Source organism: Micromonospora globbae (genome assembly GCF_036184225.1).
GTDB classification, from domain to species: Bacteria; Actinomycetota; Actinomycetes; order Mycobacteriales; family Micromonosporaceae; genus Micromonospora; species Micromonospora globbae.
The window spans coordinates 3,484,728-3,502,625 of sequence record NZ_CP108084.1 but is presented as its reverse complement, the minus strand read 5'-3'; the positions used below and the strand labels follow the sequence as shown (position 1 = coordinate 3,502,625).

General features: G+C 71.3%; 12 protein-coding genes. 10 read left to right on the top strand and 2 right to left on the bottom strand.

What is annotated here, in order from left to right:
• The first annotated feature begins 80 nt into the window (after positions 1-80).
• The 3 genes from OG994_RS15430 (at position 81) to OG994_RS15420 (ending at position 6,166) form a co-directional block, all read left to right on the top strand.
• A complete protein-coding gene (locus tag OG994_RS15430; protein WP_328850107.1) occupies positions 81-2,768 on the top strand; it encodes a M14 family zinc carboxypeptidase in 2,688 nt (895 codons plus the stop codon).
• Between the two features lie 112 nt (positions 2,769-2,880).
• A complete protein-coding gene (locus OG994_RS15425) occupies positions 2,881-5,499 on the top strand; it encodes a M14 family zinc carboxypeptidase (RefSeq protein ID WP_328850106.1) in 2,619 nt (872 codons plus the stop codon).
• Between the two features lie 196 nt (positions 5,500-5,695).
• Positions 5,696-6,166 (top strand): TspO/MBR family protein, encoded by a 471-nt coding sequence (locus OG994_RS15420; RefSeq protein ID WP_328850105.1) that lies wholly within the window; start codon positions 5,696-5,698, stop codon positions 6,164-6,166.
• A gap of 57 nt (positions 6,167-6,223) precedes the next feature.
• Here OG994_RS15420 and OG994_RS15415 read toward each other — a convergent pair whose 3' ends face one another.
• Complete coding sequence (locus tag OG994_RS15415; RefSeq protein WP_240033260.1) at positions 6,224-7,108, bottom strand: hypothetical protein; 885 nt, start codon at positions 7,106-7,108, stop codon at positions 6,224-6,226.
• A gap of 237 nt (positions 7,109-7,345) precedes the next feature.
• Between OG994_RS15415 and OG994_RS15410 the strand changes: the two genes are divergently transcribed.
• The 4 genes from OG994_RS15410 to OG994_RS15395 all read left to right on the top strand — a co-directional run bounded on the left by OG994_RS15410 (position 7,346) and on the right by OG994_RS15395 (position 12,778).
• Positions 7,346-9,241: a M14 family metallopeptidase gene (locus OG994_RS15410; protein ID WP_328850104.1), complete on the top strand. Its 1,896-nt coding sequence runs from the start codon at positions 7,346-7,348 to the stop codon at positions 9,239-9,241.
• Positions 9,242-9,380: 139 nt separating this feature from the next.
• Positions 9,381-9,830, top strand: coding sequence for a helix-turn-helix transcriptional regulator (locus OG994_RS15405; RefSeq protein ID WP_120331951.1), 450 nt, complete (start codon positions 9,381-9,383; stop codon positions 9,828-9,830).
• Between the two features lie 5 nt (positions 9,831-9,835).
• Positions 9,836-10,246: a VOC family protein gene (locus OG994_RS15400; protein WP_120331959.1), complete on the top strand. Its 411-nt coding sequence runs from the start codon at positions 9,836-9,838 to the stop codon at positions 10,244-10,246.
• Between the two features lie 144 nt (positions 10,247-10,390).
• Positions 10,391-12,778: an excinuclease ABC subunit UvrA gene (locus OG994_RS15395; RefSeq protein WP_328850103.1), complete on the top strand. Its 2,388-nt coding sequence runs from the start codon at positions 10,391-10,393 to the stop codon at positions 12,776-12,778.
• Between the two features lie 69 nt (positions 12,779-12,847).
• On the opposite strand, the gene OG994_RS15390 is transcribed toward OG994_RS15395, so the two are convergent.
• The gene (locus tag OG994_RS15390) at positions 12,848-13,615 is read right to left on the bottom strand and encodes a class I SAM-dependent methyltransferase (protein WP_120331953.1); all 768 of its coding nucleotides are present in this window, start codon (positions 13,613-13,615) and stop codon (positions 12,848-12,850) included.
• A gap of 88 nt (positions 13,616-13,703) precedes the next feature.
• Between OG994_RS15390 and OG994_RS15385 the strand changes: the two genes are divergently transcribed.
• The 3 genes from OG994_RS15385 to OG994_RS15375 all read left to right on the top strand — a co-directional run bounded on the left by OG994_RS15385 (position 13,704) and on the right by OG994_RS15375 (position 17,887).
• Positions 13,704-14,006: a hypothetical protein gene (locus OG994_RS15385; RefSeq protein WP_120331954.1), complete on the top strand. Its 303-nt coding sequence runs from the start codon at positions 13,704-13,706 to the stop codon at positions 14,004-14,006.
• Positions 14,003-15,634 carry an amidase gene (locus OG994_RS15380; protein ID WP_328850102.1) on the top strand — a complete coding sequence of 544 codons (1,632 nt, stop codon included), beginning with the start codon at positions 14,003-14,005 and terminating at the stop codon, positions 15,632-15,634. The genes OG994_RS15385 and OG994_RS15380 overlap by 4 nt, the downstream gene beginning before the upstream one ends.
• A gap of 198 nt (positions 15,635-15,832) precedes the next feature.
• The gene (locus OG994_RS15375) at positions 15,833-17,887 is read left to right on the top strand and encodes a M6 family metalloprotease domain-containing protein (protein ID WP_328850101.1); all 2,055 of its coding nucleotides are present in this window, start codon (positions 15,833-15,835) and stop codon (positions 17,885-17,887) included.
• Positions 17,888-17,898: the final 11 nt, after the last annotated feature.

Here is a 17,898-nt window from a genome sequence, read left to right as displayed (position 1 = left end):
CACTGTGGTGGCCGGCCCGCCCCGGCTACGGTCAGCCACGTAGATCTACGACCGTTGATGTCGAGTCGGAAGGTCCGCCCATGCTCAAGTCCCGCCCACCCTTGCTGTACGGCGCCTGCGCGGCCCTGCTGGCGCTGGTCGCCGCCACGGCGACCGCGCCGGGCGCCACCGCCGGCCCCGGTCTCACGCACGCCGCGGCGTCCCGCGCCGCCGACATCCCCACCCCCGAGCAGCACTTCGGCTTCAAGATGGGCACGGAGGGGAAACTCGCCTCCTATCCGGACGTGCTCCGATACATGAAACTGATTGCGGAACGATCCGACCGTGTCGACTACCAGGCCATCGGCCCGACGACGATGGGCAACGAATACGGCACCGTCATCATCAGTTCGCCGAAGAATCTGCGCCGCCTGGACCGCCTCGTCGAGATCAACCAGAAACTCGCCGACCCGCGTCGTACGACGCCCGAGGAGGCCCGCCGGCTGGCCGCGGAGGGGGTGCCGTTCTACCACCTGGAGGCGACCATCCACTCCAGCGAGGTGGGCAACGGGCAGGCGATCAACGACATCGTCCACCGCCTCGCCACCGAGGACTCGGACTTCACGCGGAAGGTCCTGAACAACTCGGTCGTCGTCCTGGTGCCGTCGCAGAACCCGGACGGGCAGCACCTCGTCATCGACCACTTCAACCGGACCGCCGGCACCAACTACCGCCGGACCTTCCCCGACCTGTACCACAAGTACACCGGCCACGACGACAACCGGGACTGGACGATGTTCACCCAGGTCGAGGCGAGGTACCGGCTCGAACTGGAGAAGAGGTACCGCCCGGCGATCGTGCACATCATGCACCAGAAGGGCAACTCGGGTAGCCGCATCTTCGTCCCGCCGTACGGCGGCATCACCAGCGAGAACGTCCCCGCGAACATGAGTTCCTCGGTCGCCGCCATCGGGCAGCACGCCGCCCGGGCGCTCGCCGCCGCGGGCAAGACCGGCGTCGGCAGCCTCGACTACCACATCTTCTGGACGCTGGAGCAGCCCGGCGGGTACTTCCCGTTCACCGGCTCCGGCATCTACCTCACCGAGATCGCCTCGGTGACGGACTACGCGTACCCGCAGGTCTCGCGGGACGGCAGCCCGCTCGGCCCGCAGCAGCCGCGGATGAGCCTCATCGAGCCGTACCGCTCCAACGTCTGGACCCTGGCCGACATCGTCGACTACGCGAAGATCGCCACGTACGCCGGCATGGAGTACACCGCGGACAACGGCGAGAAGCTGCTCTACGACAACCTCTTCGCGGTCCCGCACGAGTACCTGACGCAGGGTGTGCCGTCGGGCACCTTCGCGTTCGTCGTCGACGCCAGGCAGCGTGACCCGTACGCCACCTTCGAGATGCTCCAGCGCCTGGAGTGGACGGAGGTGGAGATCGACCGCGCGACGTCGCCGTTCGTCGCCGACGGGAAGCGGTACGACGCCGGCTCGTACGTCATCAAGATGCGTCAGCCGCGCGGCAACTGGGCCCACCAGGTGCTCGGCACCGACCGTTACCCGGAGGTCCGCGACTGTGCCGACTGTCCGGTGCTGCTGCCGTACGCCGAGGCGACGACCAGCCTGCCGCTGCAACTCGGCGTCGACGTCGCCGAGATCCGCACCCCGTTCGAGGCGCGGCTGGAGCGGGTGACCTCGGTCGAGCCGCCGCGCGTGACGATGCCGCCGGCGCCCGGCGCGAAGGGCGCCTACCTGGTCCGCCCCGAGTCGTACGGGACGATCCAGATCGTCTCGGCGTTGCAGGACGCCAACATCCCGACCTTCCGCGGCGCCAAGGCGTTCCGCGCGCAGGGCGTCGACTACCCGGCCGGCACCTACATCGTGCCGGCCACCCCGCAGGCCCGGCACGTCCTGGCGACCGCTTCGGCCAAGGTCGGCCTGCCGGTCACGGCCGTGCCGAGGGCCCCCAAGGTCGCCGGGGTGCAGCTCAAGCCGCAGACCAGGGTCGGGCTGATGCGCGGCATCGGGAACATGCCCGGCGGCTGGGACATGTGGCAGTTCGACCAGTACGGCATCAACTACGACGTGGTCTCCGCCCAGGACTTCCAGCGCGGCTCGCTCCGCGAGCTGTACGACACGATCGTCATCTCGTCCGGGGTGTCCCGGGAGGACATCGTGGAGGGCCTGGACCCGACGCAGTACGACGAGGCGTACGCCTGGGCCTACGGCGTGGGGGAGAAGGGCTGGCGCAAGCTGCGGCAGTTCGTCCGCGACGGTGGCACGTTGCTGGCGATCGGCGACTCGGTGGAGACCGCCCAGCAGCTGTTCGACCTGCCGATGAAGCCGGCGCTGCCCGAGGACGACGACGAGTTCGTGACCGGCGGCAGCCTCCTGCACCAGGAGTTCGACCCGAACCACCCGGTCGCGTGGGGCATGCCCGAGTCCTGGCCGGTCTGGCTCTACGACACCCAGGCCTGGGAGCTGACCGACGACTCCGGGCAGGTGGTGTCGCACTACCCCGCCGAGGGTGAGGTCCTGGCCAGCGGCTACCTGCGCGGCGCGGAACACATCCGGGGCGCCACCAACGTCGCGTCGTTCACCGTCGGCAAGGGCGAGGTCGTGACGTACGGCAGCGAGATCACCTTCCGCAGCCTGCCGCGGTCGCAGTTCAACCTGCTCTACAACGCGATCTACCACGGCCCCGCGGCCGAGGTCGACGCCGCGGCGGTCCAGCAGTTGCGGCCGCAGTTCACGCCCGACGGCGCGCCCGTCCGGCGGTAGCGCGCCGGTTCCGGGGTGGCCGCCGCGCACGGCGGCCACCCCGGCGACCCACGCCCGCGCGCGTCCCTACGCAGCGATCCCGACACACCCGCCAGTCCCGAGGAGGTCCGCCATGCGCAACTGGACGAGGAGAGGGCTGCTACCCGCGGCCGCCCTCCTTGCCCTGGCCCTGCCCGTCAGCAGTGGCCTCGTCCCGAGTTCCACCGCACACGCCGCACCACGCGTCACCACACCGGAGCAGTTCTTCGGCTTCACGCTGGGCAGCGAGGGGCGGCTCGCCCGCTGGGCCGACATGGTCCGGTACTACAAGCTCGTCGCCGACCGGTCCGAGCGGGTGCTCTACCAGGAGATCGGCAAGACGGCCACCGGGAAGCCGTTCCCGGTGCTCACCGTCAGCTCGCCGGCCAACCTGGCCAAGCTCGACCGGATCAAGCAGATCAACCGGCGGCTCGCCGACCCGCGCGGGCTGACCGAGGCGCAGGCCCGGAAACTCGCCGCGGAGGGCCGGCCGGTCTACCTGCTGGAGGCGGCCATCCACTCCACCGAGGTCGGCACGGCGCAGGTCATCCCCAACATCCTCCACCGGCTCGCGGACGAGAAGTCCACGACCGTCACGGAGATCCTCGACAACATCGTGCTGCTCATCATCCCGGCGCAGAGCCCGGACGGCACCGAGTGGGTCGGGGACTACTTCGACCAGACCGCCGGGACGACCTACGCCCGCACCTATCCCGACCTCTACCAGAAGTACATCGGTCACGACGACAACCGTGACTGGTTCATGTTCACCCAGCCCGAGACGAAGCTCAGCGTCGCCCTGCAGAACGACTGGAAGCCGCAGGTCGTCCAGAACCTCCACCAGATGGGCTCCGGCGGCGCCCGCATCTTCATCCCGCCGTACCTGTCGCCCAACGACCCGAACATCGACCCGATCACGGTCCAGCAGACCAACTCGCTCGGCATGGAGATGTCCCGCAGCCTCACGGCCGAGGGCAAGAAGGGCGTCACCTGGGGTTCGACCTACGACTACTGGACACCGTCACGCCAGTACATGACGTACCACGGCGCACCACGGATCCTCGTCGAGGCGGCGAGCGCACGCGACCTCGCCTACACGTACACCAGCAGCAACGGCGGACCGATCGGGCCGCAGCAGCCGGACACCAACTTCATCGAGCCGTACGACCAGTCCTCCTGGTCGCTGGCGCAGATCGTGGACTACCTCGACACCACGGTCTTCGCCGGGCTGAGCAACGTCGCGAAGTACCGGGCCGAGTGGCTGTTCAACTTCTACCGGACCCAGCGCAACGCCGTGAACCCCGGCGCCGGCAAGCCGTACGGCTACATCGTCCCCGCCGACCAGCGCGACCCGTTCGCCACGTACGAACTGCTGACCGTCCTGCGTACCGGCGAGGTCGAGATCGAGCAGGCCACCGCCCCGTTCACGGCGAACGGCAAGCGGTACGACGCCGGTTCCTGGATCATCCGGTACGCGCAGCCGTACGGCCGGTTCGCCAAGACCCTGCTGGAGGTCCAGCACTACCCGGACCTGCGGGAGTACCCGGGTGGCCCGCCGCAGAGCCCGTACGACGTGACCGCGCAGACCCTGCCGATGCTGCTCGGCGTGCGGGTGGACACCGTTGCGCAGCCGTTCAGCGCCTCGACCACCCAGATCAGGACCGTACGGCCGGCCAGCCCGCCGTTCCCGGCCCAGCCCGGCGCCCGGGGCGCCTACCTCGTCGGACCTGAGTCCTACGGCACGGCCATGTTCATCGCCGCCCTCCAGAAGGCCGGGGTGCGGACGCTCCGGGCCAGCGCCGAGTTCAGCAGCGGCGGCCGTGCCCACGCTCCGGGAACCCTGATCGTCGAGCCGACCGCCGAGGCCCGGGCGGCGCTGCGGGAGGTGTCCCGGAAGACCGGCGTCCCGGTCCACGCCGTCGGCCAGGCCCCCCGGGTCGCGGCCGAGCGGCTCAAGGACGGCACCCGGATCGGCCTGTACCGGGGGATCAACAACATCCCGGGCGGCTGGATGAAGTGGCTGTTCGAGCAGTACGGGATCGGCTTCACCGAGGTGGTCGCCGACGACTTCACCGGCGACCTCAACGCGAAGTACGACACGATCGTGCTGCCGGCGGGGATCAGCCGCAACGACCTCGTCGCGGGACTCAACCGCGACCGCTACCCGGCCGAGTGGTCCTGGGCGTACGGCGTCGGTGAGGCCGGTTGGGCGGAGCTGCGCAGGTTCGTCGAGGACGGTGGGACGCTGCTGGCGATCGGCGACTCGGTGGCCACGGCGCGGCAGCTCGCGAACCTGCCGATCACGCCCGCGTTGCCCTCCGACGAGCACGAGTTCTACTCGCCCGGCAGCATCCTCAGCCAGCGCTTCGACACCTCGGACCCGGTGGCCTGGGGCATGCGGCCGGACACCCCGGTCTGGTTCGGCGAGAACGACCAGGCGTACACGGTCAGCGCCGGAGACGTGGTCTCGTCGTTCCCCGAGTCGGGCGAGCAGTTGCAGAGCGGCTGGCTCATCGGCGGCGAGCACCTGAACGGGAAGGCCAACGTCGTCAAGCACCGGGTCGGTGCGGGCCTCATCGTGACGTTCGGCAGCGAGCCCACGTTCCGCACCTGGTCCCGCGACCCGAGCAAGCTGCTGTTCAACGCGATCTACCACGGCCCGTCGACCAGCGTGCAGCCGTCGGCGGTGCCGGCCGCGCTGCTCGGCGGGTAGCCCTGCCGGTCACCGACGTGGGGGTCACGTCCGCCGGACGTGACCCCCGACGGTCGCCGGTGACCGCGCGCCGTACCGCGGCGAGCCGGCACGGCGCGCGGCGGCGGCGAGCGGGCCGGACGTCAGCGGGCACGGCACCCGGAGTCGCCGGTGGCGCAGCCGGGTTGATCCGCGCCGGACCGGGTAGCTGAACGGCATGCGACCACCGACCCTGGTCACGACCGCCGCGGCGGTCGCCGCGACGGCCGCTGTCGGCGCCGCGGCCACCGACGCGTCGTCACGCTGGTACCGGCGGCTGCGCAAACCGCGCTGGCAACCCCCACCCGCCGCGTTCCCCCTGGTCTGGACCCCGCTGTACGCGCTCATCGCGATGGCCGGCGCCCGCACGCTGGACGCCTCGGGCCGTGCCGAACGCGCCCCGTTCGCCCGCGCCTACGCGCTCAACCTGGCGCTCAACGCGGGCTGGACCGCCCTGTTCTTCCGCGCCCGCAGACCCGCCGCGGCGCTCGCCGACATCGCCGTGCTCAACGCGTCCAACCTCGCGCTGCTCCGCCGCGCCGGCCGGGCCGATCGTCTCGCCGGCGTCGCGCTGGCCCCGTACGTCGCGTGGACGCTGTTCGCCACCGCGCTCAACGCCACCATCGTGCGCCTCAACAGCGGCAGGTGACCTCCCGCCCCGGGCGGAGCGGACGCGAGCGCTGACCCCGGTCGAGTACCCGGCGCGTCAGGAGTCGCCCAGGTCGGTGCAGTGCGCGATGGTCGCGTCGTCCGCCGCGACCGCGTGGCGCGCCTCCGCCTGCCGGACGCGCCCGATGACGGCGGCCGGTCCGCGCTCGCCGAGGGTGGCGAGGACCTGCGGCCAGTCGGCGAGCCCGAACCGGTCCACGATGCGGCTCGCGCCGTTGCTGAGCAGGACGGCGCCGCCCAGCTCGGAGGTCGGGCAGCGGCCGCTGATCGCCTCGTCGGCCGCCCGCGGGTCGTCCTTGGCGACCCAGAAGCCGCCCGGCCGGTTCCGGTGCGCGCGGAGGTCCCGCAGGATCCGGTGGTACTCGTCGCCGCCCTCGACGACGGTGGCGAGGACGGCCTCGTACGACCGGCTGATCAGCACCTCCCGCGGGTCGGAGACGACGAGCGGGGCGTCGTCCGTCCGGCCGAGTACGAGGACCGCGTCGCCGAGCACCAGGTACTCGACGTGACCGCCGGACACGCGCAGCGCGGCCACGGCCGCCGACGGGCTGATCGGGTCGCCGACGTCGCACGTGTCCCGATGGTCGTCGGTCACCTCCGCGATCGCCTCGGCGAGCAACGCCGGAAGGCCGCGGTCCGGCGCGAGTGAGAGGAGGCCGAGGAGCCTTCCTCCCAGGCGGTGGGCGTACCAGGCCACGCCGTGCCGGCAGACGGACCCGGCACCGGCGAAGCCGCCGGCCCCGTCGACCAGGACCGCCGCCGTCGGGGTGGCGCCGGTGAAGTCCTCGTTCGCGCGGCCGGCCCGTCCCGCGGCGCTCGCCATCGTCACCCGCACGTCCCGCCGCCTCCCGTCCGAGGCGTCGACCTTACCCGGGCGCAGGTCGAGCGCGGGAGACGTAAGGAGCCGAACGCAGTCATGCATTTACATATCGATGACCTCCGACTACGGTGATCTGCACTCGAGTACCCGTTGGGTGGCGGCCCCCGCACACAGAGCAACCGCCGTGCCTGCCGGCACGGCCAACGACCGTGACTGGGAGAATTCGCCTTGGGCTCCGACGTTCCACACCACTCGACCGGCCAGCCACACGTCCCTCACCACGACGCCGCCGCTGCCCCGCCGCTGAGTCGAAGGCGCCGCCGGCGTCCGACCGCGGCCTTGGCGGTTCTGGCGGCGGGCGCCCTCGCCGTCGGCACGGCGCCGCTGTGGGGGGCGGGCGGGAAGGGTCCGCTCCACGACGCGGCCCTCTCCGCCACGCCCACCTACACCGTCGGCCTGCAGCCGCCGCAGGATCCCGGCCCGTTCCCCGGCAGCGTCACACCGACCTCGCCCACCATCACCATCGCCGGTCAGCGGGAGGGGGAGAGCACGTTCACGGTCGTCAAGTACGACCAGGTGCAGCCGAAGGTCCCCGGCCGGATGGACTTCGACCACTTCCACACGGGCATCGAGATCCAGTGGTGGCTCAAGAAGTGGGCGCACGAGCGGCCCGACATCGTCGACCTGTACATCGTCGGCGAGAGCTTCAGCGGCCAGCCGATCTACCAGTTGACCATCACGGACAAGTCCACGGGCGCCGACACCGACAAGCCGGCGGCCTACTTCGAGGGCAACCGGCACTCGGGCGAGATCTCGTCGGCGGAGAGTTCGCTGTGGTTGGCGCACCACCTCATCACGCGGGCCGGCAAGGACCGGGCCGTCGACAAGCTGCTCGACGACAAGACGGTGTACATCCGGCCGGTCAACAACCCCGACGGCCACGACATGTACCTGTACACCGCCCAGACGAACCGGTCGACGGTGCGGCCGTACGACAACGACGGCGACGGGAAGCGTGACGAGGACCCGGGTGAGGACCTCAACGGTGACGGATACCTGAGCCAGATGCGCCAGTACGTCGGCGCCGGCAAGGGCACCCACGTCGTCGACGAGCGGGACCCCTCCGGGAACGCCATGCTCAGCGTCGGCGCGGGCAAGGGCGACTACCTCATGTTCTCCGAAGGCACGGACAACGACGGCGACGGCCGCTACAACGAGGACGGCGTCGGTGGCCTCGACCTGCACCGCAACTACCCGTACAACTGGCACGTGATGGCGGAGCACGACGCGACGGGACGCAACCTGACCCAGGGCGGCGCCGGCGAGTACCCGCTGTCGGAGCCGGAGACCCGGCACGTCTACACGTGGCTGATGTCGCACACCAACATCGCCGCCGTGAACAGCATGGACACCCGGGTGCCGATGCACCTCCGGGGCCCGTCGACCTGCGACCCGGTCGAGTGCATGTACCGCAGCGACCGCAAGCTCTACGAGCACTTCGACAAGGCGGGTGTCTCGTTCACCGGCTACCGGAACGCCGGCAGCGTCTACATCGACTACGCCACCCGCAACGGAGGCGAGCCGCAGGCCCTGTTCGGGCACGGCCCGGACTTCGGCTACTTCCAGTACGGCGCGGTCTGGTACGGCGACGAGATCTGGAACGGCGGCGACTTCGTCGACTACGACAAGGACGGCCGGTACGCCGACTGGGAGCGGTCGCGGTGGTGCGCGGAGAACGGCCGCACCAACTGCTTCCTGCCCTGGACGACGGCGCAGCACCCCACGCTCGGCACGGTCGAGATCGGCGGGATCAACCCCAAGTTCTGGTCGCAGAACCCGTCGCCCGACCTGATCGGGAAGTGGGCCGCCAACCAGGCGCGGTTCAACCTGTACCTGACCGAGTCGCTGCCGCAGGTCGACCTCGGCGACGTCAAGGTCAAGAAGCTCAAGGGCACCCAGCGCGACGGGGCCACGCACGAGCTCACGGTGACCGTCCGCAACACCGGCCGCATCCCGACGGCGCTGGAACAGGCCCGGGAGATCAAGATCGTCGCACCGGACACGGTCGAGGTCACCGGCGCCCGGACCGTCGGCGCCGCTCCCGAGTTCCACCTCGACGGCGGCGACGCGGAGAAGGTCCGGCTCCGGCTGGTGAAGACCGGCGGCGACACGGTCACGGTGAAGGCGGTGAGCGTCCGGGGCGGTCTGGACTCCGCGACCGCGCGCCTGAGCTGAACGAGTTCGGTGAGCGCCGCCCGCTGGCGGGCGGCGCTCACCCCCGCCGGGGGACCGCTGGCGGTCGCGCCCTCCAAAGCCCGGCAGGTCCCCGGGTCGGAGTGCGTCTGACCGGGCCTCCCTCGTTACGATCGTTCCCGTGACCAGCGATTCCGCAGAAGCCCAGCGGCTGCGCGACCTCGCCCGGCTGCGCCGGGTGCGCGACCGGATCGACCGGGAGTACGCTCAGCCGCTCGACGTCGAGGCGCTCGCCCGCGGCGTGAATATGTCGGCCGGGCACCTCAGCCGGCAGTTCCGCCTCGCCTACGGTGAGTCACCGTACGGCTACCTCATGACCCGCCGCATCGAGCGCGCGATGGCGCTGCTGCGTCGTGGCGACCTCAGCGTCACCGAGGTCTGTTTCGCGGTGGGCTGCTCCTCGTTGGGCACCTTCAGCACCCGATTCACCGAACTGGTCGGTGTGCCGCCGAGCACCTACCGGCGTGAGGCGGCGCAGGCGACGGCCGGGATGCCGCCGTGCGTCGCGAAGAAGGTCACCAGACCGGTCAGGAATCGAGAAGCAGGGGCCGCGCAGCCGCAACTAGCGTGACCGGCATGGAGATGACCATTCACGCGAGCTTCCTCCCGCACACCGACCCGGACGCCTCCCTGGCCTTCTACCGGGACGTCCTCGGCTTCGAGATCCGTAACGACGTCGGGTACGGCGACATGCGCTGGATCACCGTCGGCCCGGCCGGGCAGCCCGACACGTCGATCGTCCTGCACCCGCCGACCGCCACCCCCGGCCTCACCGACGACGAGCGCCGCACCATCGTCGAGTTGATCGCCAAGGGCACCTACTTTGGCGTCAACCTCGCCACCCCCGACCTCGACGGCGTCTTCGCGAAGTTGGAGTCCAGCGGCGCCGAGGTGGTCCAGGAGCCGATGGAGCAGCCGTACGGCGTCCGCGACTGCGCCTTCCGCGATCCGGCCGGCAACGAGATCCGCATCCAGGAACGGCGCTGACCGTCGGACCACCCGGGTAGATTCCCGCACGCGGCGCCGGGCGCCGGCCACCCGGCGCGGAAGCTCCGACGGCCGGCTCCCGGGGCGACCCGAACCGGGCGCACGACGGCCGCCGACACGGCCTTGGCAACGGATGGAGACACGATGAGCACGGCCACGACGGCCACCCGACCGCCCGCGCCGCACGCCGCCGACAGCCACGACGTGATCCGCGTGCACGGCGCACGCGTGAACAACCTCAAGGACATCAGCGTCGAGATCCCGAAGCGCCGGCTGACGGTGTTCACCGGCGTCTCCGGGTCGGGCAAGAGCTCCCTGGTGTTCGGCACGATCGCCGCGGAGTCACAGCGGCTCATCAACGAGACCTACAGCGCCTTCGTGCAGGGCTTCATGCCGACGTTGGCGCGGCCCGAGGTCGACGTGCTCGACGGGCTGACGACCGCCATCATCGTCGACCAGCAGCGGCTCGGCGCCGACCCCCGCTCCACGGTCGGCACGGCCACCGACGCGAACGCCATGCTGCGGATCCTCTTCAGCCGGCTCGGGCAGCCGCACATCGGCTCGCCCAACGCGTTCTCGTTCAACGTCCCGTCCGTGAAGGCCAGCGGCGCTATCACCGTCGAGCGGGGCAACAAGACCAGGGCCGAGAAGGCGACGTTCACCCGTCTCGGCGGCATGTGCCCGCGCTGCGAGGGCACGGGCTCGGTCACCGACTTCGACCTGTCGGCCCTCTACGACGACAGCAAGTCGCTCAACGAGGGCGCCCTCACCATCCCCGGCTACAGCATGGACGGGTGGTACGGCCGCATCTTCCGCGGCTGCGGGTTCTTCGACCCGGACAAGCCGATCCGCCGGTACACGAAGAAGGAACTGCACGACCTGCTCTACCGGGAGCCCACCAAGATCAAGGTCGAGGGCATCAACCTCACGTACTCGGGGCTGATCCCGACGATCCAGAAGTCGTTCCTGTCCAAGGACGTCGAGGCGATGCAGCCCCACATCCGGGCGTTCGTGGAGCGGGCCGTGACGTTCGCGACCTGTCCCGAGTGCGACGGCACCCGGCTCAGCCCCGAGGCCCGGTCCTCGAAGATCGACGGCAAGAACATCGCGGACGTCTGCGCCATGCAGATCAGCGACCTGGCCGACTGGGTCCGGGGCCTCGACGAGCCGTCCGTCGCGCCGCTGCTGACAGCCCTGCAACGCACCCTCGACTCGTTCGTGGAGATCGGTCTCGGCTACCTCAGCCTCGACCGCCCGTCCGGGACGCTGTCCGGCGGCGAGGCGCAGCGCACCAAGATGATCCGGCACCTCGGCTCGTCGCTGACCGACGTCACGTACGTCTTCGACGAACCGACCGTCGGCCTGCACCCGCACGACATCGCCCGGATGAACGACCTGCTGCTGCGGCTGCGGGACAAGGGCAACACGGTGCTGGTCGTGGAGCACAAGCCGGAGGTCATCGCGATCGCCGACCACGTCGTCGACCTCGGCCCCGGCGCGGGCGTGGCCGGCGGCGAGGTGATGTTCGAGGGCACCGTCGAGGGGCTGCGGGCCAGCGCCACCGTCACCGGCCGCCACCTCGACGACCGTGCCTCCCTCAAGAAGTCCGTCCGCACGCCCACGGGCAAGCTGGAGATCCGCGGCGCGAACGCCCACAACCTGCGCGACGTCGACGTGGACGTCCCGCTCGGTGTGCTGTGCGTGGTCACCGGTGTGGCCGGCTCGGGCAAGAGTTCCCTCATCCACGGCTCGCTGGCCGGCCGGGACGGGGTCGTGTCGATCGACCAGACCCCGATCCGGGGGTCGCGACGCAGCAACCCGGCCACCTACACGGGGCTGCTCGACCCGATCCGCAAGGCGTTCGCGAAGGCCAACGGCGTGAAGCCGGCGCTGTTCAGCGCCAACTCCGAGGGCGCGTGCCCGGCCTGCAACGGCGCCGGGGTCATCTACACCGACCTGGGGATGATGGCCGGCGTCACCACCACCTGCGAGGAGTGCGAGGGGAGGCGCTTCCAGGCGTCGGTGCTCGAGTACACCCTCGGCGGGCGCGACATCAGCGAGGTGCTCGCGATGTCGGTGACCGAGGCCGAGGAGTTCTTCGGCCCCGGTGAGGCGCGTACGCCGGCCGCGCACGCCGTCCTCGAACGGCTCGCCGACGTCGGGCTGGGCTACCTGCGCCTCGGCCAGCCGCTCACCACGCTGTCCGGGGGCGAGCGGCAGCGGCTCAAGCTGGCCACCCACATGGCGGCCAAGGGTGGCGTCTACGTCCTCGACGAGCCGACCACGGGCCTGCACCTCGCCGACGTCGAGCACCTGCTCGGCCTGCTCGACCGGCTCGTGGACTCCGGGAGGTCGGTCATCGTGATCGAGCACCACCAGGCGGTCATGGCGCACGCCGACTGGATCATCGACCTCGGCCCCGGGGCCGGCCACGACGGCGGTCGGATCGTCTTCGAGGGCACCCCCGCCGACCTGGTCGCGGCCCGCTCCACGCTCACCGGCCAGCACCTGGCGGCCTACGTCGGCGCCTGAGCGCCGCGCGGGGCGCCGCGGGCGGCGGACCGGCCGGGACACCGGGCAGGTCACCCGTCCCGGCGCCCCTCAGGTCGCCCGCTCGGCGACGAACACGAACTCCCGGCCCGGACGGTCCGGCGCGTCCCGCACGTCCAGGACCCGGTAGCCGGCGGTGGCCAGGCTCGACTCGATCTCGTCGCGGCTCCGGAACCGGAGGGTCGAGTCCGACGTGACGACCGCGCCGTCGGCCAGGAACCGGTAGGTGTGCCGGAAGGAGACGAACGGGAGGCGGACGTCGCGCACCTCCAGGCACCGTTCCACCTCCCCGCTTCCCGGCACGTGGCGGGTGACCGGCTCGCCGTCGGCGGCCCACTCCTCCCAGGCGCGGCGATCCGGCCGCCGGGTCTCGAAGACGAGACGGCCGTTGGGGCGCAGCGCCCGGTGGACGGCCCGGAGGGCCCGCGCCCAGTCGTCGTCGCCGAGGAAGACCTGCGCCACGTTCCCGGTCATCGTCGCCAGGTCCGCGCCGAGGTCCGGCACCGCGCCGACGTCGCCGTGGACCCACCGGACCCGCCCGGCCGGATCCTTCGCCCTCGCCACGTCCAGTGACGCCGCGGCCGGGTCGACGCCCACGACGGTACGGCCGGTCGCCGCGAGCAGGACCGCCAGCGAACCGGTCCCGCACCCGACGTCGAGCACCACACGGGCGGCCATCTCGTCGGCGAGCGCCACGTACGCGGCGAGGTCGTCGCGCTCGCCGTCGAAGGCGTCGTAGACACGTGCGAGACGGGGGTGGGCGAACATGGCGTCCGGCCCCGGCCTCCACACGAGACTCAAATATTCCTCAATTTCCATTCGCGGGAGTCTTCCAGATCAACTGGCCGGCCTAGGTTCGGTTCACCTCGACGGAACACGGCATCCACCGCATCACGTGAGGAGCACCATGGCCCCCACTCCGCCCACCGACGCCGAGCTGAACACCCTGATCAGGGCCCGGCTTGCCGCCCTCGGCATCGATCTCGACCAGCTCCCGCCCGGAACCGCGCCGGACCCGCAGACCGGTTCGCCGGGTCGGGACGCGGTGCTCGCCTCGCTGCGCTCGTTCGTCCGCGGCACCGTGGCGACGCTGGCCGCGTACCAGTTGCCCACGCCCGGCGTCACCGACCCCGACGTCGCGAGGGCGCTGTCGCAGCAGCGCGTGCCCGTCCTCTACCCCTCGATCAGCGCGCAAGGGCGGACGTCATGACCGGGCAGCCCCTCGACCGTTCCCTCGACCGCCGGGCCTTCCTGGCCCGCGCCGCCGCCCTGGCCACCGCCACGGCGGCAGGCGCCGCCGTCGCCCTGCCCCCGGTCGCCACCGCGGCCGGCCCGACCACGGGGGGACGGCGGAAGAACCCACTGGACCACCCCGACGCCTACGTGCGGCCCCGGCCGGAGGCGCTCGCCGACCCGACCGAACTCACCATCGCGGAGGCAGGCTGGCTCATCCGGGCCGGCAGGCTCACCCCCGAGCAGCTGGTCGAGGCGTACCTGGACCGCATCGGCGCGTACGACGGTGTCTACCAGGCGTTCAACCTCGTGCTCACCGACGCCGCCCGCGCGGCGGCCCGCGACGCGGCCCGCCGGCCGCGGCGGGGCGTCCTGCACGGGATCCCGCTGGCGATCAAGGACAACTACTACACCGAGGGTGTGCGCACCACCGCGAACTCGTTCCTGTTCGCGGACTTCGTGCCGCCGCACGACGCGACCGCCGTGGCCCGGCTGAAGGCCGGCGGGGCGATCGTCCTCGGCAAGACCCAGATGGGGCCGCTGGCCACCACCCGCGCCACCACGCCGGCGGGTGTGGTCACCACGGTGAACGCCTGGGCGCCGACCAACCCCAACACCGACCCGGGCGGCTCGTCCACCGGCACCGCCACGGCCGTGGCCGGGCGGATGGCCACCTCCGGCATCGGCACCCAGACCGGCGGCTCGATCACCGCCCCGTCCAACGCCCAGAACCTGACGGGCCTCAAACCGACCATGGGCCGGGTGTCGGCGGCCGGCGTCATCCCGCTCACGTACACGCGCGACCATCCGGGCCCGCTGGCCCGTGACGCCAAGGACGCCGCCATCATGCTCACGGCGATGGCCGGCGGTGACCCCGCGGACCCGCGCAGCGAGGGCCTGCCCGACGTGCCCGACCTGATCGAGGCGGCCACCCCGGTCCGGCGGGGCGGGCGGGTGAGGCTGCGCTGGAACACCCGCGTCGGCGTGCTGCCCACCTTCGCCTCCGGCACCTCGGCGACCGCGCTGGCCCGCCAGGCGTACCTGGCCCAGCTCGCCGAGATCCCCGGCGTCACGCTGGTGGACGTGCCCCTGCCCGAGGGCTGGAGCCAGCTCACCGGCGGCACCTTCAACAACGTACGCCTCCCGGAGCGCAGCGAGCCGTTCATGCCCTACCTGCGCACCGACCTGCGCGCCTTCGGGGTGTCGGTGACGAGCTGGTTGCAGGGGGCGTTGATGGGCGGCAACGAGTTCATCACCGGCCAGCGCGCCAAGTTGCTGCTCCTGGAGCGGGTGCTGGACGAGCTGTTCGACGCGTGCGACGTCGTGGTGCAGACCGACCCGGTGCCCTTCGACATCCTCGGGCTGCCCGAGATCGCCTTCCCGATCGGCGCGACCGCCGCCGGGTTGCCGATCGGCACGATCCTGGGTGGGCTGCCGTACGCCGAGGACCGGCTGTTGTCCGTGGTGGCCGCGTACCAGGCGGTGACGGACTGGCACCTGCGCCGGCCGGCCGACCCGCCGGCCGCTCTCGCCGGTGCGCGCCGGGCGCCGTCCGAGGCGGCGCCACGGCTGACCGCCGAGCAGGTCGCCGAGCTGACGCAGTGACCGGAGGAGGGCGGGAGCGCTCCCGCCCTCCTCCACATATCGGTGTGCTCAAGATTTGCTCAATTGCCATCGCCGATGTTCCTGGAATCGATCAAGACCTGTTGAATCGAGCCCATCGATCCGGCGCGTGTGGACGGTGGGGACGCTGCCCCCCGGCCGCCGCGCCGGTAGCCAGCCCCCGACCTGAAAGGTGACCCGATGCACCTTCTGCCCACCAGACGCGCGATGTGGCGTCCGGTGCTGGCCGCTGCCGTCGCGACAGTCCTGGTCGCGTCCGGCTCCAGCGGGCCGGCCACCGCCGCACCGGGCGACCGACCGGACGGGCCCGCCCCGTTCCAGGTGCTCGATCCGCAGAACTGGCAGAACCCCGACACGATGACCTGGGACGACTACGTCCCGGTGCCCGGGAAGAACTGGGCCGACCCGACCGTGCGCGGTTCGGTCCGCAACTTCAAGATCGCGCTGGTCACCCTCGACTACCCGGACCAGCCGTTCGTGATCACCCAGCCGCCGGGCTCCACCGTCTTCGGCAACCCGCAGGCCACCGCCTCCAACGTGCCGCGGGAGCAGGTCGCCCAGTTCTACACGGACTTCCTCAACAAGCCGGGCGACCTGAACCGGGGCCACACCCTGCACGAGTACTGGATGCAGGACTCCAACGGCCGGTACGGCGTGGACCTCACCGGCTTCGGCCCGTACAAGATGCCGTCGAAGTCCTACCAGTACGGCATCGACAACGGCTTCAACCCCGGCGCCTGCCCGTCGGGGGAGTCCTGCAACCGCAACATCCGCACCGACGGGCTGGGCGCCTGGCGCGCGGCGGTCGGCGACGAGGTGGCCGACAGCTTCGAGCTGGTCTTCATCCTCTCCGCCGGGCAGGACGAGTCGTCCACCTGGCAGGAGTTCGGCCAGATGATGTTCCAGAACAAGGAGGACGTGCCGGACGCCTGGGGCCCGCCGGATCCCAACCTGCCGAACTGGGCCAGGACCCGGTACGTCGAGTGGACGTCCTGGAAGGCGGCCGCCACCATCTGGCCGAACGCCGGCGGTGGCTCCTCGACGCAGGCGGAGAGCTCGGGCATGGGCACCTACGCCCACGAGCTGAGCCACCTGCTGAGCATCGGGGACAACTACAACAACCCGTACGGGACCCCGCTGCGGCGCGCGTACACCGGCATCTGGAGCATGATGTCGCGCGGCTCCTTCAACGGTCCGGGCGGCCCGCACACCCGCTGGCAGATCCCACCGGTCAACGGCGGTGCCATGGGGTCGCTGCACATGCTGCGGGACAAGATGAAGATCGGCCTCATCGGTGAGGAGCATGTGCTGCGGCTGTCGCGGGAGGCGCTGGCCGACTCCGGCATGGTCGTCGCCGACGTCACCGCCCGCGCGGTGGACGCCGGCCCCGGTGGGCTGACCGGCATCAACATCGCCATGAACGCGGACCGCTCGCCGGCGTGCAACACCAGCACCGACCCGCTCTGCGACGGCGGCGGATTCAACAACTACACCGTCGAGGTCGTCGACCGGAAGGGCGCGGACTCGTTCACGCCGGACAGCGGCGTGCTGCTCAGCAAGACGAAGAACGCCGACCGTGCCCCGTTCGTGTGGGTCGTGGACGCGAACCCGCAGGACATCGACATGGTGGACTTCTACCGGCCGGACGGCACCCCGCAGAAGATCACGATGGGGGACTACCGGCAGCTGTCCGACGCGCTGTTCCACGCGGGCGCCAACTCCGGCAGCGAGTACGAGTACGTGGACGAGGCCAACCGGCTGCACTTCTACGTGCTCAACCTCCGCCGCGACGGTGACGACGTCCTGTCGTACACGGTGGCCGTCCGTTCGCTGGACGGCGCCGGGCCGAGCAGCCACGGCGTCAAGCTGTCGAAGGGCCACCTCGACACCCGCGGCAAGCCGACCGGCAAGGGCGCGAGCTGCACGTTCGACCTCACCAACACCGGTCGGTACGTGGCCGGCGGCCAGCACCCGGAGGACGTCAGCGCGTACCTGAAGTCCGACGTGTACCGGCTCTCGGCGTCCGTCGGTGGGAAGGGCTGGAAGGTGCAGCTGCCCAACGAGCTGGCCACGGCCGAGTTCGGTGCCACCACGTCGGTCGACGTCTCGGTGGGCGCCGCCCGCGACGCGACGGCGACGACCCTGGTGACGCTCACCGCCACCTCGGAGAGCGACCCCAGCAAGACCGTGACCAGCCAGTGCCGGGTCGAACGGCCCCGCGCGCTGCTCGGCTGACCCACGGTACG

Excerpts from the sequence above, each read along its gene's own strand:
- OG994_RS15430 (WP_328850107.1), top strand. The coding sequence starts at position 81 with ATGCTCAAGTCCCGCCCACCCTTGCTGTACGGCGCCTGCGCGGCCCTG.
- OG994_RS15425 (WP_328850106.1), top strand. The coding sequence starts at position 2,881 with ATGCGCAACTGGACGAGGAGAGGGCTGCTACCCGCGGCCGCCCTCCTT.
- OG994_RS15420 (WP_328850105.1), top strand. The coding sequence starts at position 5,696 with ATGCGACCACCGACCCTGGTCACGACCGCCGCGGCGGTCGCCGCGACG.
- OG994_RS15415 (WP_240033260.1), bottom strand. The coding sequence starts at position 7,108 with ATGCATGACTGCGTTCGGCTCCTTACGTCTCCCGCGCTCGACCTGCGC.
- OG994_RS15400 (WP_120331959.1), top strand. The coding sequence starts at position 9,836 with ATGGAGATGACCATTCACGCGAGCTTCCTCCCGCACACCGACCCGGAC.
- OG994_RS15395 (WP_328850103.1), top strand. The coding sequence starts at position 10,391 with ATGAGCACGGCCACGACGGCCACCCGACCGCCCGCGCCGCACGCCGCC.
- OG994_RS15390 (WP_120331953.1), bottom strand. The coding sequence starts at position 13,615 with ATGGAAATTGAGGAATATTTGAGTCTCGTGTGGAGGCCGGGGCCGGAC.
- OG994_RS15385 (WP_120331954.1), top strand. The coding sequence starts at position 13,704 with ATGGCCCCCACTCCGCCCACCGACGCCGAGCTGAACACCCTGATCAGG.
- OG994_RS15380 (WP_328850102.1), top strand. The coding sequence starts at position 14,003 with ATGACCGGGCAGCCCCTCGACCGTTCCCTCGACCGCCGGGCCTTCCTG.
- OG994_RS15375 (WP_328850101.1), top strand. The coding sequence starts at position 15,833 with ATGCACCTTCTGCCCACCAGACGCGCGATGTGGCGTCCGGTGCTGGCC.